At 50.4% G+C, this 22,631-nt stretch carries 22 protein-coding genes and 1 pseudogene; 17 read left to right on the top strand and 6 right to left on the bottom strand.

Annotated elements, in window-relative coordinates:
- Nucleotides 1-295: 295 nt before the first annotated feature.
- The 9 genes from ACF2G4_RS20880 to ACF2G4_RS20840 all read left to right on the top strand — a co-directional run bounded on the left by ACF2G4_RS20880 (nt 296) and on the right by ACF2G4_RS20840 (nt 10,619).
- Complete coding sequence (locus ACF2G4_RS20880; RefSeq protein ID WP_409076369.1) at nt 296-928, top strand: RraA family protein; 633 nt, start codon at nt 296-298, stop codon at nt 926-928.
- 65 nt (nt 929-993) lie between these two features.
- Nucleotides 994-2,334: an MFS transporter gene (locus tag ACF2G4_RS20875; protein WP_215844947.1), complete on the top strand. Its 1,341-nt coding sequence runs from the start codon at nt 994-996 to the stop codon at nt 2,332-2,334.
- A 41-nt stretch (nt 2,335-2,375) separates the two neighbouring features.
- Nucleotides 2,376-4,463 carry a hydantoinase/oxoprolinase family protein gene (locus tag ACF2G4_RS20870; protein WP_409076368.1) on the top strand — a complete coding sequence of 696 codons (2,088 nt, stop codon included), beginning with the start codon at nt 2,376-2,378 and terminating at the stop codon, nt 4,461-4,463.
- Complete coding sequence (locus ACF2G4_RS20865; protein ID WP_409076367.1) at nt 4,463-6,145, top strand: hydantoinase B/oxoprolinase family protein; 1,683 nt, start codon at nt 4,463-4,465, stop codon at nt 6,143-6,145. The genes ACF2G4_RS20870 and ACF2G4_RS20865 overlap by 1 nt, the downstream gene beginning before the upstream one ends.
- A gap of 3 nt (nt 6,146-6,148) precedes the next feature.
- The gene (locus ACF2G4_RS20860) at nt 6,149-6,958 is read left to right on the top strand and encodes an SDR family NAD(P)-dependent oxidoreductase (protein ID WP_409076366.1); all 810 of its coding nucleotides are present in this window, start codon (nt 6,149-6,151) and stop codon (nt 6,956-6,958) included.
- Between the two features lie 21 nt (nt 6,959-6,979).
- Entirely contained in the window at nt 6,980-8,131 is a 1,152-nt protein-coding gene (locus tag ACF2G4_RS20855; protein WP_409076365.1) for a pyridoxal phosphate-dependent aminotransferase, read from the top strand.
- A gap of 45 nt (nt 8,132-8,176) precedes the next feature.
- The gene (locus ACF2G4_RS20850; RefSeq protein ID WP_252515102.1) at nt 8,177-8,782 is read left to right on the top strand and encodes a TetR/AcrR family transcriptional regulator; all 606 of its coding nucleotides are present in this window, start codon (nt 8,177-8,179) and stop codon (nt 8,780-8,782) included.
- Between the two features lie 100 nt (nt 8,783-8,882).
- On the top strand, nt 8,883-10,154 hold the full coding sequence (locus ACF2G4_RS20845; protein WP_215844986.1) for a Glu/Leu/Phe/Val dehydrogenase: 1,272 nt from the start codon (nt 8,883-8,885) through the stop codon (nt 10,152-10,154).
- Between the two features lie 108 nt (nt 10,155-10,262).
- Nucleotides 10,263-10,619 (top strand): EamA family transporter, encoded by a 357-nt coding sequence (locus ACF2G4_RS20840; protein WP_409076364.1) that lies wholly within the window; start codon nt 10,263-10,265, stop codon nt 10,617-10,619.
- Nucleotides 10,620-10,754: 135 nt separating this feature from the next.
- On the opposite strand, the gene panB is transcribed toward ACF2G4_RS20840, so the two are convergent.
- Both panB and ACF2G4_RS20830 read right to left on the bottom strand, forming a co-directional pair.
- Complete coding sequence (gene panB, locus ACF2G4_RS20835; protein ID WP_215844940.1) at nt 10,755-11,561, bottom strand: 3-methyl-2-oxobutanoate hydroxymethyltransferase; 807 nt, start codon at nt 11,559-11,561, stop codon at nt 10,755-10,757.
- A 9-nt stretch (nt 11,562-11,570) separates the two neighbouring features.
- The gene (locus ACF2G4_RS20830) at nt 11,571-12,185 is read right to left on the bottom strand and encodes a LysE family translocator (protein WP_409076363.1); all 615 of its coding nucleotides are present in this window, start codon (nt 12,183-12,185) and stop codon (nt 11,571-11,573) included.
- 186 nt (nt 12,186-12,371) lie between these two features.
- Here ACF2G4_RS20830 and ACF2G4_RS20825 point away from each other — a divergent pair, with 186 nt between their 5' ends.
- Both ACF2G4_RS20825 and ACF2G4_RS20820 read left to right on the top strand, forming a co-directional pair.
- Complete coding sequence (locus tag ACF2G4_RS20825) at nt 12,372-12,833, top strand: Lrp/AsnC family transcriptional regulator (protein WP_409076439.1); 462 nt, start codon at nt 12,372-12,374, stop codon at nt 12,831-12,833.
- A gap of 190 nt (nt 12,834-13,023) precedes the next feature.
- Nucleotides 13,024-13,281: a hypothetical protein gene (locus ACF2G4_RS20820; protein ID WP_243079599.1), complete on the top strand. Its 258-nt coding sequence runs from the start codon at nt 13,024-13,026 to the stop codon at nt 13,279-13,281.
- 28 nt (nt 13,282-13,309) lie between these two features.
- Here the strand turns inward: ACF2G4_RS20820 and ACF2G4_RS20815 are convergent, their stop codons facing one another.
- Nucleotides 13,310-14,155: an alpha/beta fold hydrolase gene (locus ACF2G4_RS20815; protein ID WP_409076362.1), complete on the bottom strand. Its 846-nt coding sequence runs from the start codon at nt 14,153-14,155 to the stop codon at nt 13,310-13,312.
- Nucleotides 14,156-14,224: 69 nt separating this feature from the next.
- On the bottom strand, nt 14,225-14,935 hold the full coding sequence (locus tag ACF2G4_RS20810) for an SDR family oxidoreductase (protein WP_409076361.1): 711 nt from the start codon (nt 14,933-14,935) through the stop codon (nt 14,225-14,227).
- Nucleotides 14,936-15,048: 113 nt separating this feature from the next.
- Here ACF2G4_RS20810 and ACF2G4_RS20805 point away from each other — a divergent pair, with 113 nt between their 5' ends.
- The 4 genes and pseudogenes from ACF2G4_RS20805 (at nt 15,049) to ACF2G4_RS20790 (ending at nt 17,512) form a co-directional block, all read left to right on the top strand.
- On the top strand, nt 15,049-15,666 hold the full coding sequence (locus ACF2G4_RS20805) for a TetR/AcrR family transcriptional regulator (RefSeq protein WP_409076360.1): 618 nt from the start codon (nt 15,049-15,051) through the stop codon (nt 15,664-15,666).
- Between the two features lie 150 nt (nt 15,667-15,816).
- The gene (locus ACF2G4_RS20800; RefSeq protein ID WP_409076359.1) at nt 15,817-16,167 is read left to right on the top strand and encodes a cupin domain-containing protein; all 351 of its coding nucleotides are present in this window, start codon (nt 15,817-15,819) and stop codon (nt 16,165-16,167) included.
- Nucleotides 16,168-16,725: 558 nt separating this feature from the next.
- Nucleotides 16,726-17,130, top strand: a complete 405-nt coding sequence (locus ACF2G4_RS20795; protein ID WP_409076358.1) for a GFA family protein — start codon at nt 16,726-16,728, stop codon at nt 17,128-17,130.
- Nucleotides 17,131-17,264: 134 nt separating this feature from the next.
- Nucleotides 17,265-17,512 (top strand): annotated as a pseudogene (locus ACF2G4_RS20790) (SMR family transporter).
- A gap of 110 nt (nt 17,513-17,622) precedes the next feature.
- Here the strand turns inward: ACF2G4_RS20790 and ACF2G4_RS20785 are convergent.
- On the bottom strand, nt 17,623-18,801 hold the full coding sequence (locus tag ACF2G4_RS20785) for an oligogalacturonate lyase family protein (RefSeq protein ID WP_409076357.1): 1,179 nt from the start codon (nt 18,799-18,801) through the stop codon (nt 17,623-17,625).
- A 483-nt stretch (nt 18,802-19,284) separates the two neighbouring features.
- On the opposite strand from ACF2G4_RS20785, the gene ACF2G4_RS20780 reads away from it, so the two are divergent.
- Complete coding sequence (locus ACF2G4_RS20780) at nt 19,285-20,850, top strand: MFS transporter (protein ID WP_409076356.1); 1,566 nt, start codon at nt 19,285-19,287, stop codon at nt 20,848-20,850.
- A gap of 266 nt (nt 20,851-21,116) precedes the next feature.
- Here the strand turns inward: ACF2G4_RS20780 and ACF2G4_RS20775 are convergent, their stop codons facing one another.
- Complete coding sequence (locus ACF2G4_RS20775; protein ID WP_409076355.1) at nt 21,117-21,842, bottom strand: SDR family oxidoreductase; 726 nt, start codon at nt 21,840-21,842, stop codon at nt 21,117-21,119.
- A 78-nt stretch (nt 21,843-21,920) separates the two neighbouring features.
- Between ACF2G4_RS20775 and ACF2G4_RS20770 the strand changes: the two genes are divergently transcribed.
- Nucleotides 21,921-22,553: a TetR/AcrR family transcriptional regulator gene (locus ACF2G4_RS20770; RefSeq protein ID WP_409076354.1), complete on the top strand. Its 633-nt coding sequence runs from the start codon at nt 21,921-21,923 to the stop codon at nt 22,551-22,553.
- Nucleotides 22,554-22,631 lie beyond the last annotated feature (78 nt).

Below are 22,631 nucleotides of genomic sequence, written 5' to 3'. Positions count from 1 at the left end.
TAATTATGTGCTTATTCTTTTTTAAAGGAGATAAGTAAACCATATGTTTGTCTTTTTGGGACTATTCAGCAGTTTCTTAGAGGGGGTTTCTTGAGGTTTAATTATTATTTCCCCAATAAAAAATATATAAATCAGCAAGTTGAAACTTTTCCTGATAAATAAATAACACAGTAAAGGGCAATAAATTTATTTTAATGACGTCATGAAACTGTGAAAAAAACGTTGCAAAAAGATTTTTTAAAGTGATAAAACATTCTCACTTGATAAGTAGTTTTCACTTCTGAGGTTAAAGATTATGGCTCTTGAAACGGCTGATGTTCGTATTTCATTGTCTTGGAATCGCCCTGATAAAAAATGGCTTACTGCTTTTGCACAATTTCCTGTGGCCAATATTGGCGATGCCATGGAGCGGTTGAATATGTGTGATGCAGGCATCGTGCCGATCAGCAGCAATACCGACTTTGTCGGCTTTGCCTTCCCCGTGCTGGTCACTGCGGGTGACAATGCTGCGGTAATCAAAGCGCTGGATTACATCCAGCCCGGTGACGTGATGATGATCAATGGATTAGGCCATATCGACCGTGCACTGGTGGGCGAACAGCTCACCCAACGTTTTCAACATGCAGGTGCTGTTGCACAGGTTATTGATGGCGCAATACGCGATCGCAAAGTGATTGAATCTACCGGTTTGCCTACTTTCAGCCGTGGAACCACTCCTGCCGGGCCATTCAAAAATGGTCCGGGCGTAATTGGTGAGCCGGTAGCAATTGGCGGCGTCGTTTGCTGTGCCGGAGATATCGTAGTGGGTGACGAAGACGGCATCATTGTTATTCCATTCTGGCGCGCTGAAGCCGTGCTGGCAGCGGTGCAAGAAGTGGCACGTCGTGAAGCTGAAATGACGGCTGAAGTAACGCAGCAGTATCAGTAACACGGAACTGTGAAAATTATTGCGTTAACGCCGGGGTAATTCCAACACATTTTCAGGGCAAAAAAATGACGAAATCACATGCAGTAACTATGGATTACGCTTTGCCGAAGGATGGAAAGACGAAGAACAACGTAGTGCGCCGCGCCTCGATTGCGGGTGGCGTGGGTTCGTTTGTGGAATGGTATGACTATGGGATTTACGGCTTACTCGTCAGTTCTTTAGTGCTGGTTTTTTCTGCCAGTGATATGAGTACAACCGATGCTGGCTTAATGCTGACCTATGTCGGTTTTACCGTGAGCTTCTTAGTCAGACCTTTTGGCGGCGTTATCTGCGGTTATCTGGGCGATAAAATGGGCCGCCAGAAACTGCTCGCCATTCTGCTGTTGATGATCTCGCTGGCTACCGCCGCGATTGGTTTATTACCGACTTATGCCAGCATCGGCTGGGCTGCACCCGCATTGCTGATTTTGCTGCGCATCGTGCAGGGTTTTTCTGCGGGTGGAGAAGTCTCTGGAGCGGGGTCTTTCGTGGCTGAATATGCGGAAGATAATCGTCGCGCCGTGGTGATGTCGCCGCTGGTAATGGGATCGTTTATTGCACTGCTGTTTGGCAGCCTTTTAATCAGTAGTTTAATTAACATTTTCGGCACCGACGCAATGAACAGCTGGTTATGGCGTGTGCCTTTCCTGCTGGCTATTCCGATGGCGCTTATTGGTGTTTATATCCGTACCCGCATTGAGGACACGCCGCACTTTCAGATGGTGAAAGCCAGCAAACGTGTGGTGCGAAATCCCCTTAAAGAAGTGCTCACCTCAAAGCGCCACCTGAAAGCGATTGGCCTTGCCATCACCTTGCCTGCTGTCAATGGACCAGGCTATTACATTCTGTTCGTCTACATGCCGACCTACCTAAATAAAGTCATGCATTTCCAACAGATACAGAGCCTGATGGTGACGGCTTGTGGCCTGTTGACTATCGTTGCCACCATTCCTCTGATGGCCTGGCTCTCTGATCGCCTGGGACGCAAACCCATGCTTATTGCCTCGGCCATTGCTATGGCGCTGCTGGCGTGGCCCTGTTTCTGGTTATTGACGCTGGGCATGATGCCGCTGGCGTGCATGGCGGCGATATTGCTGGCCTTCGCCTTTGCCGGACATGCCGCGGTCATTCAGGCAACGCTTGCTGAGATGTTCCCGACAACCGTGCGTTACAGCGCATATAGCATCGGCTTTAACCTCTCAACGGTAATATTTGGTGGCTCAGCGCCGTTGCTGATGACCTGGTTAATTGGCCTGACCGGTATCGCTAGCATCCCTAGTTACATGGTGATGTTCACGGCAGCACTGACTTTGATCAGTGCCCTCTATCTGAAAGAAACTGCCGGCAAGCCGCTCTGTGACGAGTAACTGCTGCAAGAAAAGTATCCACTCTGGTATTCGAGGTCATTATGAAAAACGCGTCACCCTGGCGTATAGGGTTTGATATCGGCGGCACCTTTACCGATCTGGTGCTGCTAAATGACACGACGGGCGAAGCCATTCGTCATAAAACGCTCACCACGCCGGAGGATCCTTCTGAAGGCGCTTATACCGGCCTGACGCAGCTCGTTGAGCTGGCCGGTTTGCAGGCAAGTGACATTTACACCATCACTCACGGGACCACGCTGGCGATCAATGCTTTACTGGAGCGGTACGGTGCGAAAACCGCCTTGGTAGTGACGCGAGGTTTTAGGGACGTGCTGGTGCTGGGGCGTGAATACCGCTACGACATCTATGACCTAAACGGCGCACCGGCACAGCCGCTGCTGCCCCGTTCGCAGGCGTATGAGATCTCCGAACGCGTGACAGCGCGGGGTGAAATCATCACGCCGCTGGATGAGGCCGAGGTGGTGCGGCTGGCCGCTGAGTTACGTGAGCAAAAATATGAAGCGGTCGCGGTGCTCTGCATGCATGCCTATGCCTGGCCGGAACATGAGAATCAAATTGAAGCCATTCTCAGCCGCGAGTTGCCAGGCATCTCGATTTCAGTATCACACAACGTGTCACGTGAGATTCGTGAATACGATCGTGGCGTGTTGACGGCGATGAATGCCTTTGTTCAGCCCAAAGCGCGCCGCTACATGGCGCGGCTAGAGAACAAGCTACGCGAAGGCGGCTTTACCTGTGACTGGCTGGTAATGGGATCTAACGGCGGATTAATGGCGCCACAGGTCGCTGCGGATTATCCCACGCGGATTATCGAGTCCGGCCCGGCGGGCGGCATTGTGGCGACTGCGGCGTTTGCCCGCAAAAATCAGGAGCGTCAGGTTCTGGCGTTTGATATGGGCGGCACCACCGCGAAAGCCTGCGTAGTGCGCGACGGCGAACCTTCAATTACCACGGATTATGAAGTCGGTCGCGCGGATCGTCTGCTGAAAGGCAGCGGGCTGCCGGTGAAGTTACCGGTGGTGGACATGATTGAGATTGGCGCTGGGGGCGGCAGTATCGCCCGTGTCGATTCTCTTGGGCTGCTGGAGATTGGCCCGGAAAGCGCCAGCGCCTGGCCTGGCCCGGCGTGCTATGCCCGAGGCGGCGATCGTCCAACGGTAACGGATGCCAATCTGGTATTGGGTCTGCTGGATCCGAATGCGTTTCTTGGTGGCCGTATGCAATTGGACGTTGACGCTGCACGCCAGGCGATTCGCCGCATTGCAGAACCGCTGGGTTTGAGCATTGAAGATGCCGCGTGGGGCATACATGAAGTGGCCAACAGTAAAATGTCCGAAGCGCTGCGCACCCATTCGGTGGAAAAAAATGTTAACCCGTCGCAGATGACCATGCTCGCTTTTGGCGGCGCTGGTCCGAGCCACGCCTGGTCGCTGGCAAAACAGCTGAGTGTGAAAAAGGTCTTTTTCCCCAATGGTGCGGGCGTCTATTCCGCGTTTGGCTTGCTGACGGCGCCGCCGAGCGCTGACTTTGTGCGAAGCGATCGCTGCCGCCTGTTACCCGGTGTGGATATCACGCGCATCAATGCGGTGTTCGCAGAAGGCTTTGATGAAGCGATGACAACGTTAGCTGCTGCCAATGCCGATCCCGCCAGCGCGGTGCAGCAGAAACTGGCTGGCGTTCGTTACGTCGGTCAGGGTTCTGAACTGACAGTAACGCTACCTGAAGCTTTCCTTACAGAGGGTAATGTGCAGGCGCTGATCGACGCGTTTGAAGCAGCACATCTGACGCGCTTTGGCCGTACGTTGCCGGGACAGGGCGTTGAAGTGGTGAACTGGCGCGGTCGGGTGCAAACCACGCCGCCAAAACTCAACACCACTGATCAACTGAGCCACCCAGAACCGGATGCTGCGGAAAAAAACTTGCAGGTCTATCTGGGCCGTGAACAGGGTTTTAGTTCCTGTCGCGTTATCCCTCGGAGCCTGTTGGTAACGGGTGAAGCGGTGCAGGGACCGGCGCTGCTGCAGGAAAAAGAGTGTGCTATCTACGTCGGTCCGGGCGCTTGGGCGCAGTTGGATGAACAAGGCAATATTTTGATGGAGCTGAACTGATGACTGTTGCAACCCCCGATAATCTGCGTTTTTTGGACGACCCGATCAGCCTGCGCATTACCTGGGATCGCCTGGTGAGTATTTCCGAAGAGGCGGCGGCCACGCTGGTGAATATGGCGTTCTCTAGCATCATTCGCGAAGTGGGTGATTATTCGTGTTTGCTGATGGACGCCAGCGGCAGTTCGCTGGCACAGCCTAAAACCAGCGTACCGGTGTTCATTGGTACGTTACCCGCTACGGTGCGACATCTGCTGGCGAAGTTTCCGGCGGAAACGCTGAAGCCTGGTGACAGCCTAATCACCAACGATCCGTGGCTGGGCACTGGCCACTTAAATGATGTCACCGTCGTAACACCGGTATTCCGTGACGGTAAGCTGGTGGCTTTCACTGGCGCCGCTGCGCACATGTCTGATATTGGCGGATCGCTGAATATGGGGTCCTCGCGAGACATGTTTGAAGAGGGATTTTTGATCCCGCCAAGCAAATTGATGATCGAAGGAGAGGTCAACCAGCAATTGCTGGATCTGTTCCTCGCCAACGTGCGTTCACCTGATCAGGTTGAGGGTGATTTGCACGCAATGCTGGCCGCCAACCAGATTGGTGCCAATGGATTGCTTGGGCTGATGGACGATCTGAAACTGAACTCTGTCACGCCGCTGGCGGAGAAGATCCATGCGCTGACAGAAAATGCGATGCGTAAAGCGATTCAGGCGGTGCCGGACGGGCGTTACGAAGCGGCTGTGGACATTGGCGATTATGAAGGTGATATCCATCTCAACGTGGCAGTAATTGTCGATGACAGCAATATCACGATTGATTATGCGGGCTCATCGGCTGAATCGCTGTTCGGCAGCAACTGCCCAATGTCCTTTACCTATGCCTACAGCGTCTACCCACTGAAGTGCCTGCTTGAGCCAAATTTGCCCAACAACGAAGGCTGTTTTAAATCAATTAGGGTGACAGCGCCGGAAGGCTCTATTGCCAATGCACGACCGCCTTGCGCCGTGGAGATGCGTAACCGCGTGGGGCACATGGCGCACGCCGCGATCTTTACTGCGCTTTCCGAAATCATGCCCGAACGGGTAATGGGACACTCCGGCAGCGCGCCTGTGACCTGTGACGTTTTCGCCGGCCAGTTTGATGATGGTCGGCGCTTTGTTGAAAGCCTGTGCGTTAACGGCGGAACCGGCGCCCGTCCTGCTGCTGACGGCATTGTGACCGGCTTTCCAGGCAATATGTCATCAACACCGGTTGAGCTGATCGAGTCGGCTACACCGTTGCTGTTCATGCAAAAAGCAATTGTGCCCGATTCCGGGGGGGCAGGGCGCTATCGCGGCGGCGTGGCACAGCGCATGGTGATTCGCAATACCAGCAAATTTCCGCTTTCTCACAGTATGTTCTATTCGCGACAGAAACACGCGGCTGAAGGTGTACTGGGTGCGTCTGCGGGCGCGCCGAACTATGTCGCCATCAATGGCGAGTCGCTGGCAAAACCGGTGGGTCGTCATGACGTGTTACCGGGCGATGAAATCACCATTCAGATGCCTGGCGGCGGCGGAAAAATGCCGGTCGGCGAGCGTGATCAGCAGGCGATTTTGTGGGATCTGCAGGAAGGTTACATCACCGAAGCGGGCGCGCTGCGCGATTACGGCGTGGACGTTACTGAGCTGAAAAGGAGGTAGAACATGGCATCGTTAAGAGGGAAAGTGGTAGTGATTACCGGTGCCGGCAGCGGCATTGGTAAAGCGGCAGCTGCGGGATTCGCAGCGCGTGGCGCACGTGTGGTACTGGTTGGACGTCGTCAGAGCGTGCTTGATGACGTTGTGGCAACACTGCAACAGCAGGGCGGTGAAGCCTGGGCGTATGCGGCGGATATCGCTAAAAAGAGTGACGTGAGCACACTCGTTACCTGGGCGAATACCGAGCTGGGCGGCGTCGATATTCTGGTGAATAACGCCGGCAGCGCCAGCAAGACCCTGAATGCGCGCTGGATTGATGAGGAAGAGTGGGATCAGGTGCAGGACGTCAATATGAAAGCGGTGTTCCTGTTGACGCAAGCACTGCTGCCAACCATGCTGGCGCGTAAAAACGGCACCATCATTACCGTGTCATCGCTGGCGGCGCTGCGACCAAACCTGCTAGGCGGCGCAGCATACGGTGCTGCCAAGGCGGCCGTTCGCAACTTCATGACTTATCTGCATAACACCTTTCGCAATGATGGCATTCGTTCCACCTGCATTTTACCGGGCGAAGTGAATACGCCCATCATGGATAACCGTGCTAATCCGCCGTTGCAAAGTATTCGTGACCAGATGGTGCAGCCGGAAGATGTGGCCGAGGCAATTTTACTGTGTGCCAGCTTGCCTGCGCGCACGGTAATTGAAGAATTGATTGTCGCGCCGACCTTCCTCCGTGATGTATCCGGCGATATCGAAGTGAGCCGCTGGAAGAATGCGCCAGCAGAGTGCAATGCCGAGCGTGAGAACAAACGCTGAATCCTACAAGAAAGGTAAACTATGTCTTCCAAATCATTTAAAGCCGCTGAGGCAGTGCTGCGCATCGAACGCACATCGCTGCGCGTGCAACAACCCGCCTCGAATGCCAACATGGTCTCGTTGGCTATGGGCGAGCCCGATTTTGACACGCCGCCGCGCATTATTCAGGCTGCGGTGGATGCATTGCAAAGCGGATACACTCATTACGCACCGCTACTGGGTGATAACGCGCTGTGTCAGGCACTGGCTGAGGATGTATCGGCGCAAAGTGGCAATTCGGTCAAGGCCGGTGAAATTTTGGTGACGCATGGCGGAACGGCGGGACTGGCGGCAGCAATCCTCTCGATCGTGAACCCCGGCGATCGTGTGGTCATTCCAGATCCGACTTATTCGTTGTACGCCGATCTGGTGAATATGGCGGGTGGGATTTGTATACCGATGCCGTGTCGTGCCGATCTGCACTGGGATTTAACCCGTCTTGATCAGACGCTGGAAGGGGCAAAATTGTTTGTCTTCTGTAATCCTGGCAACCCAACCGGTATTGTTCACAGCCGTGAAGAGATAGAAGCGCTCGGCGCACTGGTGAATCGTCATGATACGCTGGTTATTGCCGATGAAGCCTACAGTGATCTGGTATTTACCGATCGTCCTTTTACCTCAGTGCTTCAGGTTCCGGCCTTCACTGGGCGAACGCTTTTCTGCCAAACTTTTTCCAAAAGCTATGCCATGACGGGCTGGCGCGTGGGCTATCTGGCGGGACCAGCGGAAATGATTGCGGCAGCGGCACGCGTACACAACAGCGTGAATGGTTCCGTTAACAGTGCGGTGCAGCGCGCGGCGCTGGTTGCGCTCACCGAGTGCAAAGATGATGTCAAACGTATGTATGATATCTACCGTGAACGTCGTTTGCTGATGATGAACGGATTGGCGGCGATCCCTGAGCTGAAACTGAATGAGCCTGAAGGGGCATTTTACTGCTTCCCTTCTTACTCGCTGCCGATTCCGGCAATTGATATGGTTTCGCTGCTGCGAGAGCAGGGCATCGCCGTACGGCCGGGCAGTGAATTTGGCGCGGCGGGAGAAGGACATTTACGTCTCTCTTATGCTGCCAGCAGCGAGGCGATCAGTGAAGGTGTTCGCCGTCTGAAACGCGGTTTGGCTGGGCTGAAATAGCAGTACGTTTTACTGGAAGAGAGATCGACAATGACGGGGAAAATCATGCGCAGTGACACCGAAAGAAACCGTAAAAACCTGATTCAGGCAGCGGCAAGGCTGTTCGAGCGATCGGAAACGCCGATCAGCATGACAGAAATCGCAGCTGAAGCTGGCGTGTCGGTGGCGACCGCGTATCGGCAGTTCACCTCGGTCGAAGAGGTGCTGAATACCTACCGTCATGATGTGGGTCTGTTATTGCTTGAATTCAGCCAGAAACAGACCGGCAGCGGCTTGCAGCAACTGGAGAATGTCAGCCGTTACTGGATCAAATTAGTGCGAGAACGCGGTGCAGCAATGGTGCCAATGCGTAACCGGCGTGGATACCTCGAGCGTTTGTGGGAAGGTGCTGAATATCTGCTGGTGCAGGCGAATGCGCTGCGTCCGGCATTGCGCGAAGCCATGAAAGAGATGGATTTGCCGGATATTGGCGACAAAGCGGTGTTTCTCTGGAACATCCTGTTTGACCCGCGTGAAATTTTCGATTTGCTGGACACCGTCGGCCTGACTGAAAAGCAGGTTGGCACACAGTTGTTGTCAGTGCTGGTCGGCGGTTTGCGCGGTTTCGCAATGGCTAACAACTTCTCTGTTGAGGCCTATAGAGCGAAATAATCCTGGCCGCGTTAGCGGCCATTTTCCTGAAAATTCTTCTTATCATCACATCGGCGATGAGGGCTTCGTGCGCCCTGAATCGCACCAAAGAGGTGGCATGATGGCTTCACTTTCTTATGTTTCTGACGAAGTAAACTCACCGTGGGCAACCTATTTGTCGCAGGTTGAGCGCGTACTGCCTTATCTGGGCGAGCTGTCGCGCTGGGCCGATACGCTGCGGCATCCCAAGCGAGCATTGATTGTCGATATACCACTGGAAATGGATGATGGCAGCGTACGCCATTTTGAGGGGTTCCGCGTACAGCACAATCTCTCACGCGGTCCGGGGAAAGGCGGCGTGCGATATCACCCTGATGTCAATCTGGAAGAAGTGATGGCGCTGTCCGCCTGGATGACAGTGAAATGCGCGGCGCTCAATCTTCCCTTTGGTGGTGCTAAAGGCGGCATTCGCGTTGATCCACGCGAATTATCCGTTAAAGAACTGGAGCGGCTGACGCGCCGATACACCAGTGAAATCGGTTCTCTTATTGGTCCGCAGCAGGATATACCCGCTCCAGATGTCGGCACAAATGCGCAGGTCATGGCGTGGATGATGGATACCTGGTCGATGAATGTTGGGGCAACCACAACCGGCGTCGTAACGGGAAAACCGATTCATCTTGGCGGTTCGCTGGGGCGAGTAAAAGCGACTGGCCGCGGGGTATTCGTGACGGGCAGAGCAATGGCATTACGCATGGGTTTGCCGCTGGAAAATTGCCGTGTTGCTGTTCAGGGATTCGGCAACGTCGGCAGCGTATCTGCTGAGCTTTTTACTGAAGCGGGTGCGAAAGTCATCTGTGTTCAGGATCACAGCGCTACGCTCTTTAACGCCAACGGCATCGCTATTCCGGCGCTGATTGAGTGGCAAAAGCAGCATGGCAGCATCGCTAATTTCCGTGGTGCAACTGCCGTCAGCAATGAGGCATTTTGGGAGCAGGGTTGTGACATTCTGATCCCGGCAGCACTTGAAGGGCAGATCACCGCTGAACGTGCCAGAAAGCTCATGTGCAGCCTGGTGCTTGAAGGTGCGAATGGACCGACGCTTCCTGCTGCTGATGACATCCTGCGAGACCGCGATATTACGGTGGTGCCAGATGTGATCTGTAACGCGGGTGGCGTCACCGTAAGTTACTTCGAGTGGGTACAGGATTTTTCCAGCTTCTTCTGGAGCGAGGATGAAATCAATGCGCGCCTCGATAACATCATGGAGCAGGCGCTGGGATCCGTCTGGCTAAAAGCGCAATCGCTTAAGGTCACGCTGCGAACCGCCGCCTATGCTGTGGCTTGTGAGCGTATTTTGACAGCCCGCAAAGAGCGTGGCCTTTATCCCTGATTATCGTTTAAAACTGGATGCTTATTGTTCCGTTAAGATATCTGCTGCTCGTGTTCGCCATTCTTGCCGCATGGGCTTTTAATGCCGTGGTGATCAAAGGGGGCGTCAATGAGATGTTCACTTTATTTCTTACCACACTGCGTTCTTATACTGATACCGTTTATCCGGATCAAACGCAGACAACTGCCGCTGCTACTCAAACTGGCGCTGAGTGTTGGCCTGATGCATTTTTCGCTGTTGTTCCTGGGTATGACCTATACCGATGTCGGGAACGCAGCCATGATTGTGCACTTAGGTACGCCGTTCGCCATATCGGGAGCCGCGCTGTTTCTGAATGAGCGCACTGGGGTAGGCCATTACAACTATTTTGATAAAACAGGACAGGTCATTAGAGCCTGTCGCAACGCCAAGGTTATTCGAGCAGCACCAGCATCGCGCTTTAGATCAAGCTCATGGCATGTCTGATTAGCGCTATCTGAACGACTCGGCATTGACGCGAGAGTGAGATGCTCATCGCGCAGACAAGCAAGAGATGTTTTACGATAACTTTTTATGCCGATACCGCTCTCTTTGAATTAAAGTCCTGACTGAACTTATCCCTTAAACCTGTTCTGCATAAGCATGTTCAGATGCGGGAAACGACCCTTCCTTCACTGCTGCTACATAACTTTTCAGCGCCGCTTGAATGCTTTCCTGTCCCACCATAAAGTTGCGCACAAACTTAGGTACCTTGCCACCCTGGCTCAGACCCAGCATATCGTGCAGGACAAGAACCTGACCATCGGTATCAACGCCCGCGCCAATCCCGATCACAGGGACTGTTACTGACTCGCTCAGCGCTTTACCCACCGAGGATGGAACGGCCTCAACCAAGATCATCGCCGCACCTGCCGCTTCCAGTTTTATGGCGGCATCAATCAATGCTTGTGCTTGTTGTTGTCCACGTCCCTGCACTTTAAATCCACCGAACATATTTACCGATTGTGGCGTTAGCCCAATGTGAGCACACACAGGTACGCCGTTGCGCGTCAACTGACGCACCGAATCGCACAACCATTCTCCGCCTTCTAATTTCACCATCTGCGCACCCGCCTGCATCAATTGCCCTGAACTATAAAGCGCTTGCTCAGGATTGGAATAAGTCATGAAAGAGAGATCGGCAATGATAAAACTTCCGGCGTTACCGCGCTTCACGCTGGCGGTGTGGTACACCATATCTTCAAGCGTGACGGGCAGGGTGCTGTCATGACCCTGAAGGATCATGCCGAGGGTATCGCCGATAAGCAGCATGTCTACGCCAGCATGGCTGGCCTCATGGGCAAAGGTAGCGTCATAACACGTCAGCATGGCGATTTTCTCGCCACTCACTTTCATTTTTTGCAGATGCGTAAGGGTGATACCGGGCATTTTATTTTCTCACATGAACGATTCGGTAATTAAAAACGCCGCGATGAGGATCATCAGGGCGCCGGAAATCTGGCTCACACGCTGTGCTGCTTTGGGGCGGGTCTGTAACACTCGCCGGGAACCCCAGGCTACAATCAAATACACTACCGCGCAGTTAAAAACGTGCACCATTCCCAAAGCGATCATCTGGAGCGACAGCGACCAATTGCTCTCCGGATCGGTAAATTGCGGCAATAAAGCCAGAAAAAGCAAAAAGACTTTGGGATTTAACCCACTGATACATAGTCCTTTCCAGGCCCAATTCGACCCTGTCCCGACCTCTTTCGTTTCACTGGATGTCGGTACCGAAGGGTGTTTTATCATGCCGATACCCAACCAGAACAGATAACCGGCACCAGCCAATGTTAATATTGTCATGATGATCGGCACGTTGGTGACCAGTGCGCCGACGCCCGTTGCCACAATCAGCGTTGCGAGCAGGTGACCACTTAGTAATCCGGCAATAGCGGGGAGAACAACACGACCCCGTATTCCCGCCGATATGGCATAGGCCCAATCCGCGCCGGGCGTGATAACAAATAAGATCGAAACACCCCAAAAGGCTGCAAATAAACTTACCGCCATGTCTGCACCTCATGCATTTTTATCGTCCGCATGATGCAATGAAATGGAGGCTTATTTTGTAGCGTGATGATGAACATTTCCCTACCTAATGGCTAAACACCGTTGCTGGAAAGAATATCCTTACTTGATTAAAATGTGCTTCCAATGTTTATGCATAAAACCTTCGCTAAAGGTAGATCTTTCCAAATGGACCGCATTGATCGCAATATTCTTGCCGCGCTGCAAAGTGATGGTCGATTATCTATAACTGAGCTTGCAGAACGAGTAGGGCTCAGCTTGTCGCCCTGCCATCGAAGAGTTAAAGCGCTGGAGCAAGGTGGCGTAATACGCGGATATCATGCGCAGCTTGATCCCGGCGCTCTGGGATACAACTTTACAGCCCTTGTCTTCGTGACATTACGGGATGGCGACCGGCAAGCTGTAAACGCTTTTGAGGAAGCCGTTAAACAGGTGCCGCAGATTACGCTGGCGCAACGTCTGTTTGGCGATCCCGACTATCTGTTACACGTCACCACGCGAGACTTACCGGCGTTCCAGCAACTTTATGATGAAAAGCTGTCAGGTATGGCGGGAGTGCAACGTTTAACTTCCACGTTGGTGATGAAGACGGTGATCCAAGATCGCCCGCTGGTATTAGGCCAAGGTTGACAGTTCCAGGGCATTGGCAGGTAGCGTCAAGACATCATCTCTTGCATCTCATTTAACTGGCATTAAGCCATTACCTTCTCAATGAATGATTATCAAAAAAAGACTCAGATAATTCTTTGCGCTTACGCTTGTTGGATTCCCTGCGGTGACTAACCTTGAGGCATCTGATGATGTCCGGGATTAACGGTGTATGCATCTGGCGTGGCCGATGACCGGCATCAGGGGAGTGATGATGATCAAGCATGATGCAGTAGTCGTGATGCCCTGTAATGGGTTTACGATTCAGCGTGTCGATAAAACCAGTAAATCCAATGAGGAGAGCAATAAACTGGAAGAAGAAATTTGGGGTTTGTTTGGGGAAATAGAAGCTGAAACGGATGAACATGAGAAAACGGTGATTCGGGAGCGAATTTGGCGGCTGGCCGCAACCGGCGACAAGAAGGGATGACGGCAACCTGTTCGGCGCCATCACTCTATTACGCGGACAAAAGCTGCATTACCTGCTTTGCCACTTCATCGGGTTGTTCTTCCGGTAGCCAGTGGCCGCAGCCTGAAACGCTGCCACCGCGCACGTTGGATGCGAACTCCTCCAGCATTGGCACAATCAGAGAACCGTACGAATGCTCGCCCCCAAGCGCCAGCACAGGAATGGAGAGCCGTTCTTCTTTCCAGACAAGGGCATTCTCGTGATCGCGCGGAAAGGCGCGGTACCATTCCAGACCGCCTCTTAGGTTTCCCGGCTGTGCCAGCGCGCGCGCAAATGTGTCTATTTCATCAACCGAATGCGCGCCATGATCAAACGCCCGATCGTAGATAAAGGCAGAGACATACTCCCGCTCACGGCCTTGTATCAATAACTCTGGCAAATCACGCTTCATGTGGAAGGCGAAATGCCAGACCTTTTGCTCATGCGAGTTTTGCACCCAACGGCTCCAGCCAGGTTGAGATGCATCCAACACGGCCAGGTGCGTAACGGCATCCCGCTGCGTCAGGGCAAGCGCCAAGGCCGTCATCGCCCCAATATCATGACCACAGACTGCATATTTCGTAAAACCCAATGTTGTCATAACGGCGTGAACATCACTGGCCATGCTGTGCTTGTCATATCCGCCCTGAGGTTTCTCAGAATGCCCGCCTCCGCGAAGATCAACGGCCACGACAGTGTGCCGTTTAGCAAGTTGCGGCATCATGTGACGCCATTCCCACCACGTTTGCGGAAAACCGTGAATCAGCACAAGTGGCGATCCACTACCGCCAATCACGGCATGAATGTTAATGTCGCCAGCTACTACCCTACGGTGTTCGAAACTCTCAATATTCATGCTGTCTTCTCCTTCCATTCAGCGAAATCTATCGGCATGGCTTAAAGCATTGATGGCTTTTAGAGGGAATCAGACCAGGCGGGCTCCGCAATCCACATGAATGGTTTCACCGGTGATGGCTTTGTTCTGCATAAGGAGCAACACCGCCTGTGCCACTTCATCAGCAGTTACCAGACGAGGAACGGGATTTTTCTTTGCGACCTCATCGAGTACTCGCACGCCGAGTTCTGGGAAAATAGCGTCCCACATTGGCGTGTCCGTATAGCCGGGTGCAACGGCGTTAAAGCGAAGGGGAGCGAGTTCCAGCGCCAGCACGCGCGCCAATTGTTCAGTTGCCATTGTGGCAATGCCAGATACCCATGCGCCGCTGACGGGGCGGTCTGATGAGAGCCCACCGGTAAATGTAAATGATCCACCTGGCCGCATAAGACCATGCGCAGCACGCACCACTTCAACGGAACCCCAAAGACGTTCATCAAACTTATGTCGAAAATCACCGATTTCAGCTTCAAGTGGACTGCCTACTTTGGTGCTACCCGCAGCAATATAAACGTGATCGACAAAAGGGAGCTGAGCAAAGAGTCCCTGAAGGGATTCTGTGTTGTTGATGTCAGCGACCTGGATTTCCAGCCCATTCACAGCTCTTTGTGCGGCCTCGAGTTTTTCCTTTGTCCTTGCGACGGCTAGCACGCGTGCGCCAAGTGCGGTGGCGGCTTTAGCGACGGCAAGACCAATCCCTTCTGAGCCGCCAATAATCACAACCTGCTGATCATTCATCATAAAATCTTCATCCTTTTTCAAAATGTGGCGCGGGCACTGAGGCGCCCTTATTGTTTAGTGAGCGATAAAAAATACTTTCTTGCGCAGAGGTGTCAAGCAGATATAATGCGCAAATGACAACGAATACCTCTCCCACAGCTGATTCTAAATCCCCTGGGCGCAAGTCCACGTTTGACCGGGACGACGCGCTCAGTATTGCTTTGAATCTCTTCTGGCGGCATGGCTATGAAGGCGTATCGATAACCGATTTGTGTCAGGCGATCGGCATAGCGCCGCCCAGTCTTTACCATGCATTTGGCAGCAAGGCTGATCTCTATAGAAGTGCTTTGCGGCTTTATGCCGCGGGCAATCTAACCGTGGAAGAGATCGCGGCGATGCCTTCTGCCCGTTCAGCGGTACAAAGCGTTTTGGCGTTCGGCGTTAAAGCGGTGACGCAGCCGGGTAAACCGGTTGGTTGTATGATTTCCAGCGGAATGCTCATGGTTGGCGTAGAAAACGCGGACATCGCCGCGGAGTTGCGCACGATGAGAGCTGAACTCCGCGAGGCGCTGGAGCAACGTATATTGTGCGACGTGGAGGCGGGATTACTGCCGCCTACTGTTGATTCGGCTGCGCTCGCCCGCTTTTATGCAACGGTCCTACAAGGGCTTTCGGTTGCTGCGGTGGATGGTGCAGAACGCGCCGAACTCGATTTGGTCGTTCAGGCTGCTATGCAGGCCTGGCCAGCGTAAGCGCTTAAGAACAAGGATTTTGCTGTTTCGGTTAAACGTTGAAGAAAAAATCTGAGTAATACGCTGGCGTTTCGGGGACGTTGAGGCTTTGGATATTTAGGGCAAACGTTCATTTTTGTGAAATGAAAATTCGACATAATTAAGGTGAATATGATTTCTAAGGATAATGCAGAGCACTACGTTTGGGGTGATAAATGCGATGGATGGTACCTGGTCAAAAACCAGGATATGCTCGTTATTCATGAGAAAATGCCTGCGGGCACACAGGAAAAAAGGCATTATCACGCTGTCTCGAGACAGTTTTTTTTCGTTCTTGAAGGCGTCCTGACAATGGAACTGGAAGGAGAGAAACATGCGATCGGAGCCCAGCAGGGAATTGAAATCCCTCCCGAGGCAAAACATCAGGCCAGAAACGATTCAAATAACCCGGTTGAGTTTATTGTTATCTCTCATCCAACCACGCGTGGCGATCGCTTCGACATTCCCGATATCACATCTTAAGAGATTATCTTTTTTATAAGACGCTATTCGGATTTTTATAAACAGGGTTGTATCACAGATCTAACATCATAATTCAATGCCATGTGATTATCTTATTTCTAATTGGATTATTTTTTTATAAATTACCTAGAAATCATGCCGAAGATTAATTTCACAATAGTTGCCCATCTGAGGTTATATTGATGAGAGACACAGGCGTACAAACGGGTATCAATGAAAAAACATATATAAGGCAAGAACTATATAATAATTTCTAAGATTTATTAAATCCCATGCTATTTCTGGCAAAAAAGAGAGTTTTTCATATTTTAACTCTGACCGAAAAATGTTTTATGCCAGAAATCTTATGAATACAGTTAGTTGCCAGCACAAAAGATATAAGATTAATACGGCGCTAAAAGATAGTAACGCTACGTCTGCAACGTGGACACGTGAGTATAACGTTTGTATCTTTTGCCTTACTCAGCATAAGATTATTAGGAAAAACGCCAATTCTTCAGAAGTAAGCCCTGTTATGGCGTTTCGAATAATTTCACCGAACATCACCGGGAGATTGCTATGCCAGATAAAATGTCTGCTCAGTGCCATTGTGGTGCGGTCGCTTTCACTGTGGAACTGATCGACGGGTTTGACTCAGTCCGGCGCTGCAACTGTTCTTTTTGCCGTATGCGTGGTGCCGTGGTTGTCTATGCCGCAGGCGTAGAAGTAACAGAGGGGCGAAGCCAACTCACTGAATATCGCTTTAATAGTCGAGAAGTTGCACATTATTTCTGTTCAGTTTGCGGTATCTATACATTTCATCAGAGCCGTTCTGATCCTGAAAAATTTGGTGTCAATGTTGCCTGCATTAAAGGGATATCGCCGTTTGATTTTACATCGGTCATTGTAAGTGATGGGAATAATCATCCTAAAGATGGCGGGAAGGGCGGTGTGGCGGGTTATCTCTCTTATGCCCCTAAATAACTTTCGCTAAAAAAGCGACATTAAGGCGCATTTCGGTCATACCTGAGTGCTGGCAAAAACGGGTTGTTCAACCGTATGCAATCTGGACGTGATGCCCCTCATATCTTGAAAAAAAGCCTATTAGGAGGTGCAACATGGCCACCTTTAATTGGGCGCATAGTGCCTGGTTAGCCTTGGCGATTGGATTAGAGATCGTAGCGAATGTTTTTCTGAAGTTTTCCCATGGCTTTCGCCGCCCTCTGTAGGGTGTATTGTCACTTATCGCGGTATTGACCGCGTTCAGCGCGCTGGCTGGATTTTATTCGGGCAACGATTGAGTTCCCGAGGCTGGTTAGGCGTGGGATTGTTATTAGTGGGCATGGTGTTGATTAAATTCGCTTAAAAGCAGAGAGATGTCAGCAGGTACCTCATCCATAACATCTATTCTCTACCAAAACGCGACGGTAGTGACCGTCGCCATTGGTTTGACTGAGCTTAACCTGATTGTCGCTGTTATCCTCTGAGAGCTTGACGCATCGCATCAGGGATTTCTGCCAGGTATAACGCAGGTAATCCTTCATAGTCTGTGGTGAACAGGACATGACGATCATCTGGGGAGAAAGAAGGGTGAGGATGAGTAACCTGGCGATCGCCATCTAGAACGCGCCATGAACTATTATGTGCCGCAAGCGGCGTATATTGGCGTGTTTTAACATCAAATAAATATATCCATGGATCATTTTCAATCGTATGGCTGGTAGTGTCTTGTACATCCACAGGAGTACCAGAGCCATCGCCGACGAGCATTGTGCCGTTTTCATTGCTCATGAGATGCGAACATGCAGGCATCTTCATCAAGCACGTATCTTCGTGAGTGACCGGATCATAGCGGCGCACATATCGGTCATGCTGACCTTTAAGATACGACACGTAAATCAGCGCCGATCCGTCAGGCACCCAAAACTCGTGTGTACAGCTTTCACCGGACTCATGTGATTTTACCTTACGGACATTATTGCCCTCTGAATCCATTAACCACATGCGTGCATCAACAAGGTCATGAGGTCCTTCATGACAAAATGCGACGGTATTATCATCAAACGGCCGATAAATGGGATGTCCTAGCCATTCATTTCGCTCATGTATTACCTTCGATTTGCCACTCAGTAGATCAATCTTTAGCAGACGACAGTGTGGATTACTGTGATAAAACGCCTGGAATATGGTCCAGTCAGACAGCGTTTTCCAGTCTTCACGGCTGATTTCAATGCCTACTAAACTATTACATTCACTGTTTGCCACCCAAGTACCGTATCCAACCCATTCATCTGGTACCTGGTAAACAATATCCTCACTTAAATCATCTAAGTTAACGCGTAATAGATTACGTTCGTTTTTAACGTAATAAAGGAACTTATCATCAGGTGAAAGGAAGCCGCCAAAAGTGTTATCACCTTTACCCTCTGTGAGTTGAACGGCTTTTTGCGATCTTAAATCAAGAAGATAGTAGTTGCGATTTTTATCAAATTCACCCGCAAAAAGTATTTTATTACCTTCGTTGGTAAAACATTTCTGATAGAAATAATTGCGATGGCACAAGACATCGGGAGGCGTTAAGCGTGTAACAGAGGCGCCGGTTTTCGGATCCTTAAATGTAGAGAAGTTAAACTGAATGCTTGAACCCTTGGCCATGATGTTCTCCATGAGTGGCTTTACATTAACTCACTGAAATAAATAGGATAATTTATATGATTTAAATTGAAACATTGTTTCATTTTTATAAGTATACATTAACGATTTGCTCTATGAGACGCTAATCACCCTTGAAAATGTAGAGTCGATCACATTTCAAATAATTATTTGTACCGTCATAAAACTGATTCAATAGTAATATTTTCGTGGCGTCATTTCTTTTAAAGCCCTCCTGTCGTATAGAAATTTTCTCTCAATAACCGTAATGATTGGGTTCAGCTCACTTATATGCTTCGCTCTGAACATGAATAGTCGATGATTTAGCTATCAATGACGAAAGATTCATTCCATAGGTACTGTTTAACAATCTCTTTAATGTGAAGTCATTCACAGCTATCGATCACAGATTGACATATAAAGCCCTCTATCAATAAAAATGAAACAGTGTTTCATATTACAAATGCTATCTGGGTGGGTATCAGGATGAACGTAGAAAAAAGAATTCTATTCAGACATCAACTTGCTTACGGAGGAGGGAATCTACTCGGTAGCGGGGCTCTGGCTATCGCCGGCATCTGGCTATTGTATTTTTACACCACATTCTGTGGACTGACGCTTTTACAGGCTTCTGTTATTTTCTCTGTCGCAAGCATCATTGACGCCGTAAGTAACCCTTTGATGGGCTATCTTTCTGATAATTTTGGTAAAACGCGACTTGGCAAACGTTTTGGCCGACGTCGATTTTTCATTTTACTCGGCATACCCCTGATGATGTTCTATCCATTCTTGTGGATAGAGGGCTTTGGCTTTTGGTATTACTTATCTACTTATGTTTTATTCGAGCTGATTTATACGTCGGTGATGGTGCCGTATGAAACGCTGGCGACAGAAATGACGACCGATTTCTCCGCTCGCTCTAAACTTACCGGTTACAAAGCCATTTTCGGTAAGATAGCTAACTTCCTGGCTGCTTTAATCCCGGGCCAGTTCATTTTGATCTATGGCAAAGACTCTGCGCAGCCCTTCTTTTTTACCGCTTTAACCTATGGCGTCATTCTGTTTATCGCTATTGGGTTACTCTATTTCTATTCGTGGGAACGGCCAGTAGAAGAAACCTCGGTAGCCGAAGAGAAGAAAATAGGTTTAGCGAAAACAGCAATAACGCTGGTGCGGGACATGAAATCGACCTTTCATCTGCGCGTTTTTCGTAAGCACTTAGGAATGTACCTTTGCGGTTTTGGTGCAGAGTGGCTATTTGCCTCTGTCTTCACCTATTTTATAATATTCGTATTACAGTACGATCCCGCCATGGTAGCGGGGCTTAACAGCCTTAATTCCATTCTTCAATTATTCTCTACAGCGATCTTTATCGGTATCTGTGTAAAGCACGGTTTCAGTAAACCTTATATCTGGGCACTCTGTATTGTTGTATTCGCCGTTATTTGTTATAGCCTGCTGCATTTCCTTAAACTACCGCAACAGTATGTCACTGTAGCCATGTTAACTATCACGGTGATTTTCGGTATCGGTACCGGCGGTGTGTACTACATTCCCTGGACGGTTTACACATTCCTGGCAGATATTGATGAAGTATTTACTGGCCGCCGTCGTGAGGGCATCTATGCTGGAGCGATGACCTTCTCAGGAAGGTTAATGCGTTCGGTCATTGTCTTCGCAATGGGGGCAATCCTGAGTTTTTACGGTTTCCAGTCTAAATCCCATACTCAGCCTGAAAGTGCTGTCACGGCGATAGCCATGGTCTTTGGCATTGGCGTTATCAGCCTTGCTTTTATGTCGATGGTTTTCAGCTATCAAATGAAGTTAAATCGCAAAACACATCTGGTGGTTCTCAACGAAGTATCGCGTATAAAAGCAGGGGGAAAAATCAGTGAAATTGACCCCGAAGCTCGCGCCGTTATCGAAGAGCTTACGGGACACGTTTACGAGCAGTGTTGGGGTAATAGCGCCGTCTGCCGAAATATATTCGATACACCAAATGATGGCCAAATAAATACCAGACAGCCTGTGAATATCACCAAAAGTTCGTAATAAACAGGCTTGCATCCTCATTCTGGCCGGGAATCCGGCCAGTGATTTCACTCTTTTCAAAACCGCTTTTAATACACTTTACGCTAAGAGGCTCCGTAAGGAGCCTTTTGCCCGCTCTGAACTGCCTCAAAACAGGTGAATATCATAGCGATATTTCCCAACTACCGTGGGTAGCAGCAGATTTTCCTGTTATCCATAGATGTGGAAAGCTAAAGACTTGTGAGCGGTGATTAATACGGAAAAGCATCATGGATACAGTCAGAGAGCTACAAGGGCAGCACGACAGCTTCATTCTGAAACGCGGCATCATTATCTGGCGCCGTTTGCAAAGCTAGACGGACCGGGAAAGCCGCTGCTTCATGGGGCGTGCGGTCGCCCAAATGCCCGCTTAAATCAGTATTAACTAATCCGGGGCAAACCGAGACAGCGGTTATCGCGGTATCTTTCAGTTCTGCGTTGAGCTGAATAGTCAGCATGTTCAGTGCAGCTTTTGACGTGTTATAGCCTATAAGTTTCACATTATAAAACGGTGACTCTTTATCATTATTCAGCGTAAGCGAACCAAGACTACTTGAGATATTCACAATACGCCCGGCTGATGACTTACGCAGCAAAGGCAACATCGCCTGGATAACAGCCAGCGGTCCGATAAAATTGGTTTCAAGTACATGACGTACTGTGTCTGGCGAAGTGCTACCCGGTAAACCATCACGGGCATCTGCAATGCCGGCATTGTTAACCAGAATGTCCAGACGACCGTATGCATTTTCGATGTGTTCCGCCGCCGCAGCGATGTTTTCACCGTCGCAAATATCAATTTGAAGGAATGAAACATCAAGTCCTTCGTTCATCAATGTATTAGCCGCCGCCTGCCCGCGGGCTGAATTGCGTGCCCCAAGTAATACCTTGGTACCCGCCAGCGCCAGCTGTTTCGCGATTTCGTAGCCGATACCTTTGTTGCCGCCCGTGACCAGCGCAAGTGAAACGGTCATCGCTTACTCCTTTAGATTTATTAGTGAAGAGGGTGTCCTCTATAATATGAAGAATCCTTCACTAAAAAGAATTCGCGTATGACGTTGAAAACCTTGTCCAGCTATAACCCGCGTAGATCACCGCGCCAGAGAAGATCAGCTGCTACCGTCGACGTTATTCTCGAAGCCACTATTCAGGTTTTACTGAGTAGTGGAACCTCGCAATTGACCACTACGCGAGTAGCCGAGCGGGCAGGGGTGTCGGTGGGTTCGCTTTACCAATATTTTCCTAACAAGCAGGCGCTGTTCTTTGCATTGAACGATCACTATTTAGACCATCTCGCCGGACGAATTGAAAAAGTATGTGAGACGTTGCAGGGCGCCCCGTATACCCAAATGGTTCAGGGCGTTATCAGTGAATACATCAACATTAAAACAGAACGTTATGACGTTACCTGCGCACTTTATCGCGCAGCTGCTGAAATCGACGTGAGTGATATTGTTGAAAGCATGTGTCGGCGCATTGAGGTAGCCAGTGAAGGGATGCTTGCTTCAGCATCGGATGCGAAATTTCAGAACCTTTCCTCTCTCAACGTGACCTTATTGAACGTGCTTTTTGGAACCGTGCGGACTTTTTTTGACCGCAATCGGCCAGAGCTTCTCAACAATCAGTTGCAGGAACAGCTGATAATAATGTTCTGTACCTATCTGAATAGGACGAAATTGCCCTAAATAAACGCTGCTGCTTTACATCAAGCCTGTCGGGGATAAAAGAAAAACAGCGTTTATTTAGCCTTTGCTGTTTGAGAC

This window comes from Pantoea phytostimulans (assembly GCF_046118715.1).
Lineage (GTDB): Bacteria > Pseudomonadota > Gammaproteobacteria > Enterobacterales > Enterobacteriaceae > Pantoea > Pantoea phytostimulans.
Note: the sequence above shows the minus strand (reverse complement) of the source record. Positions and strands in the feature narration are given on the sequence as shown.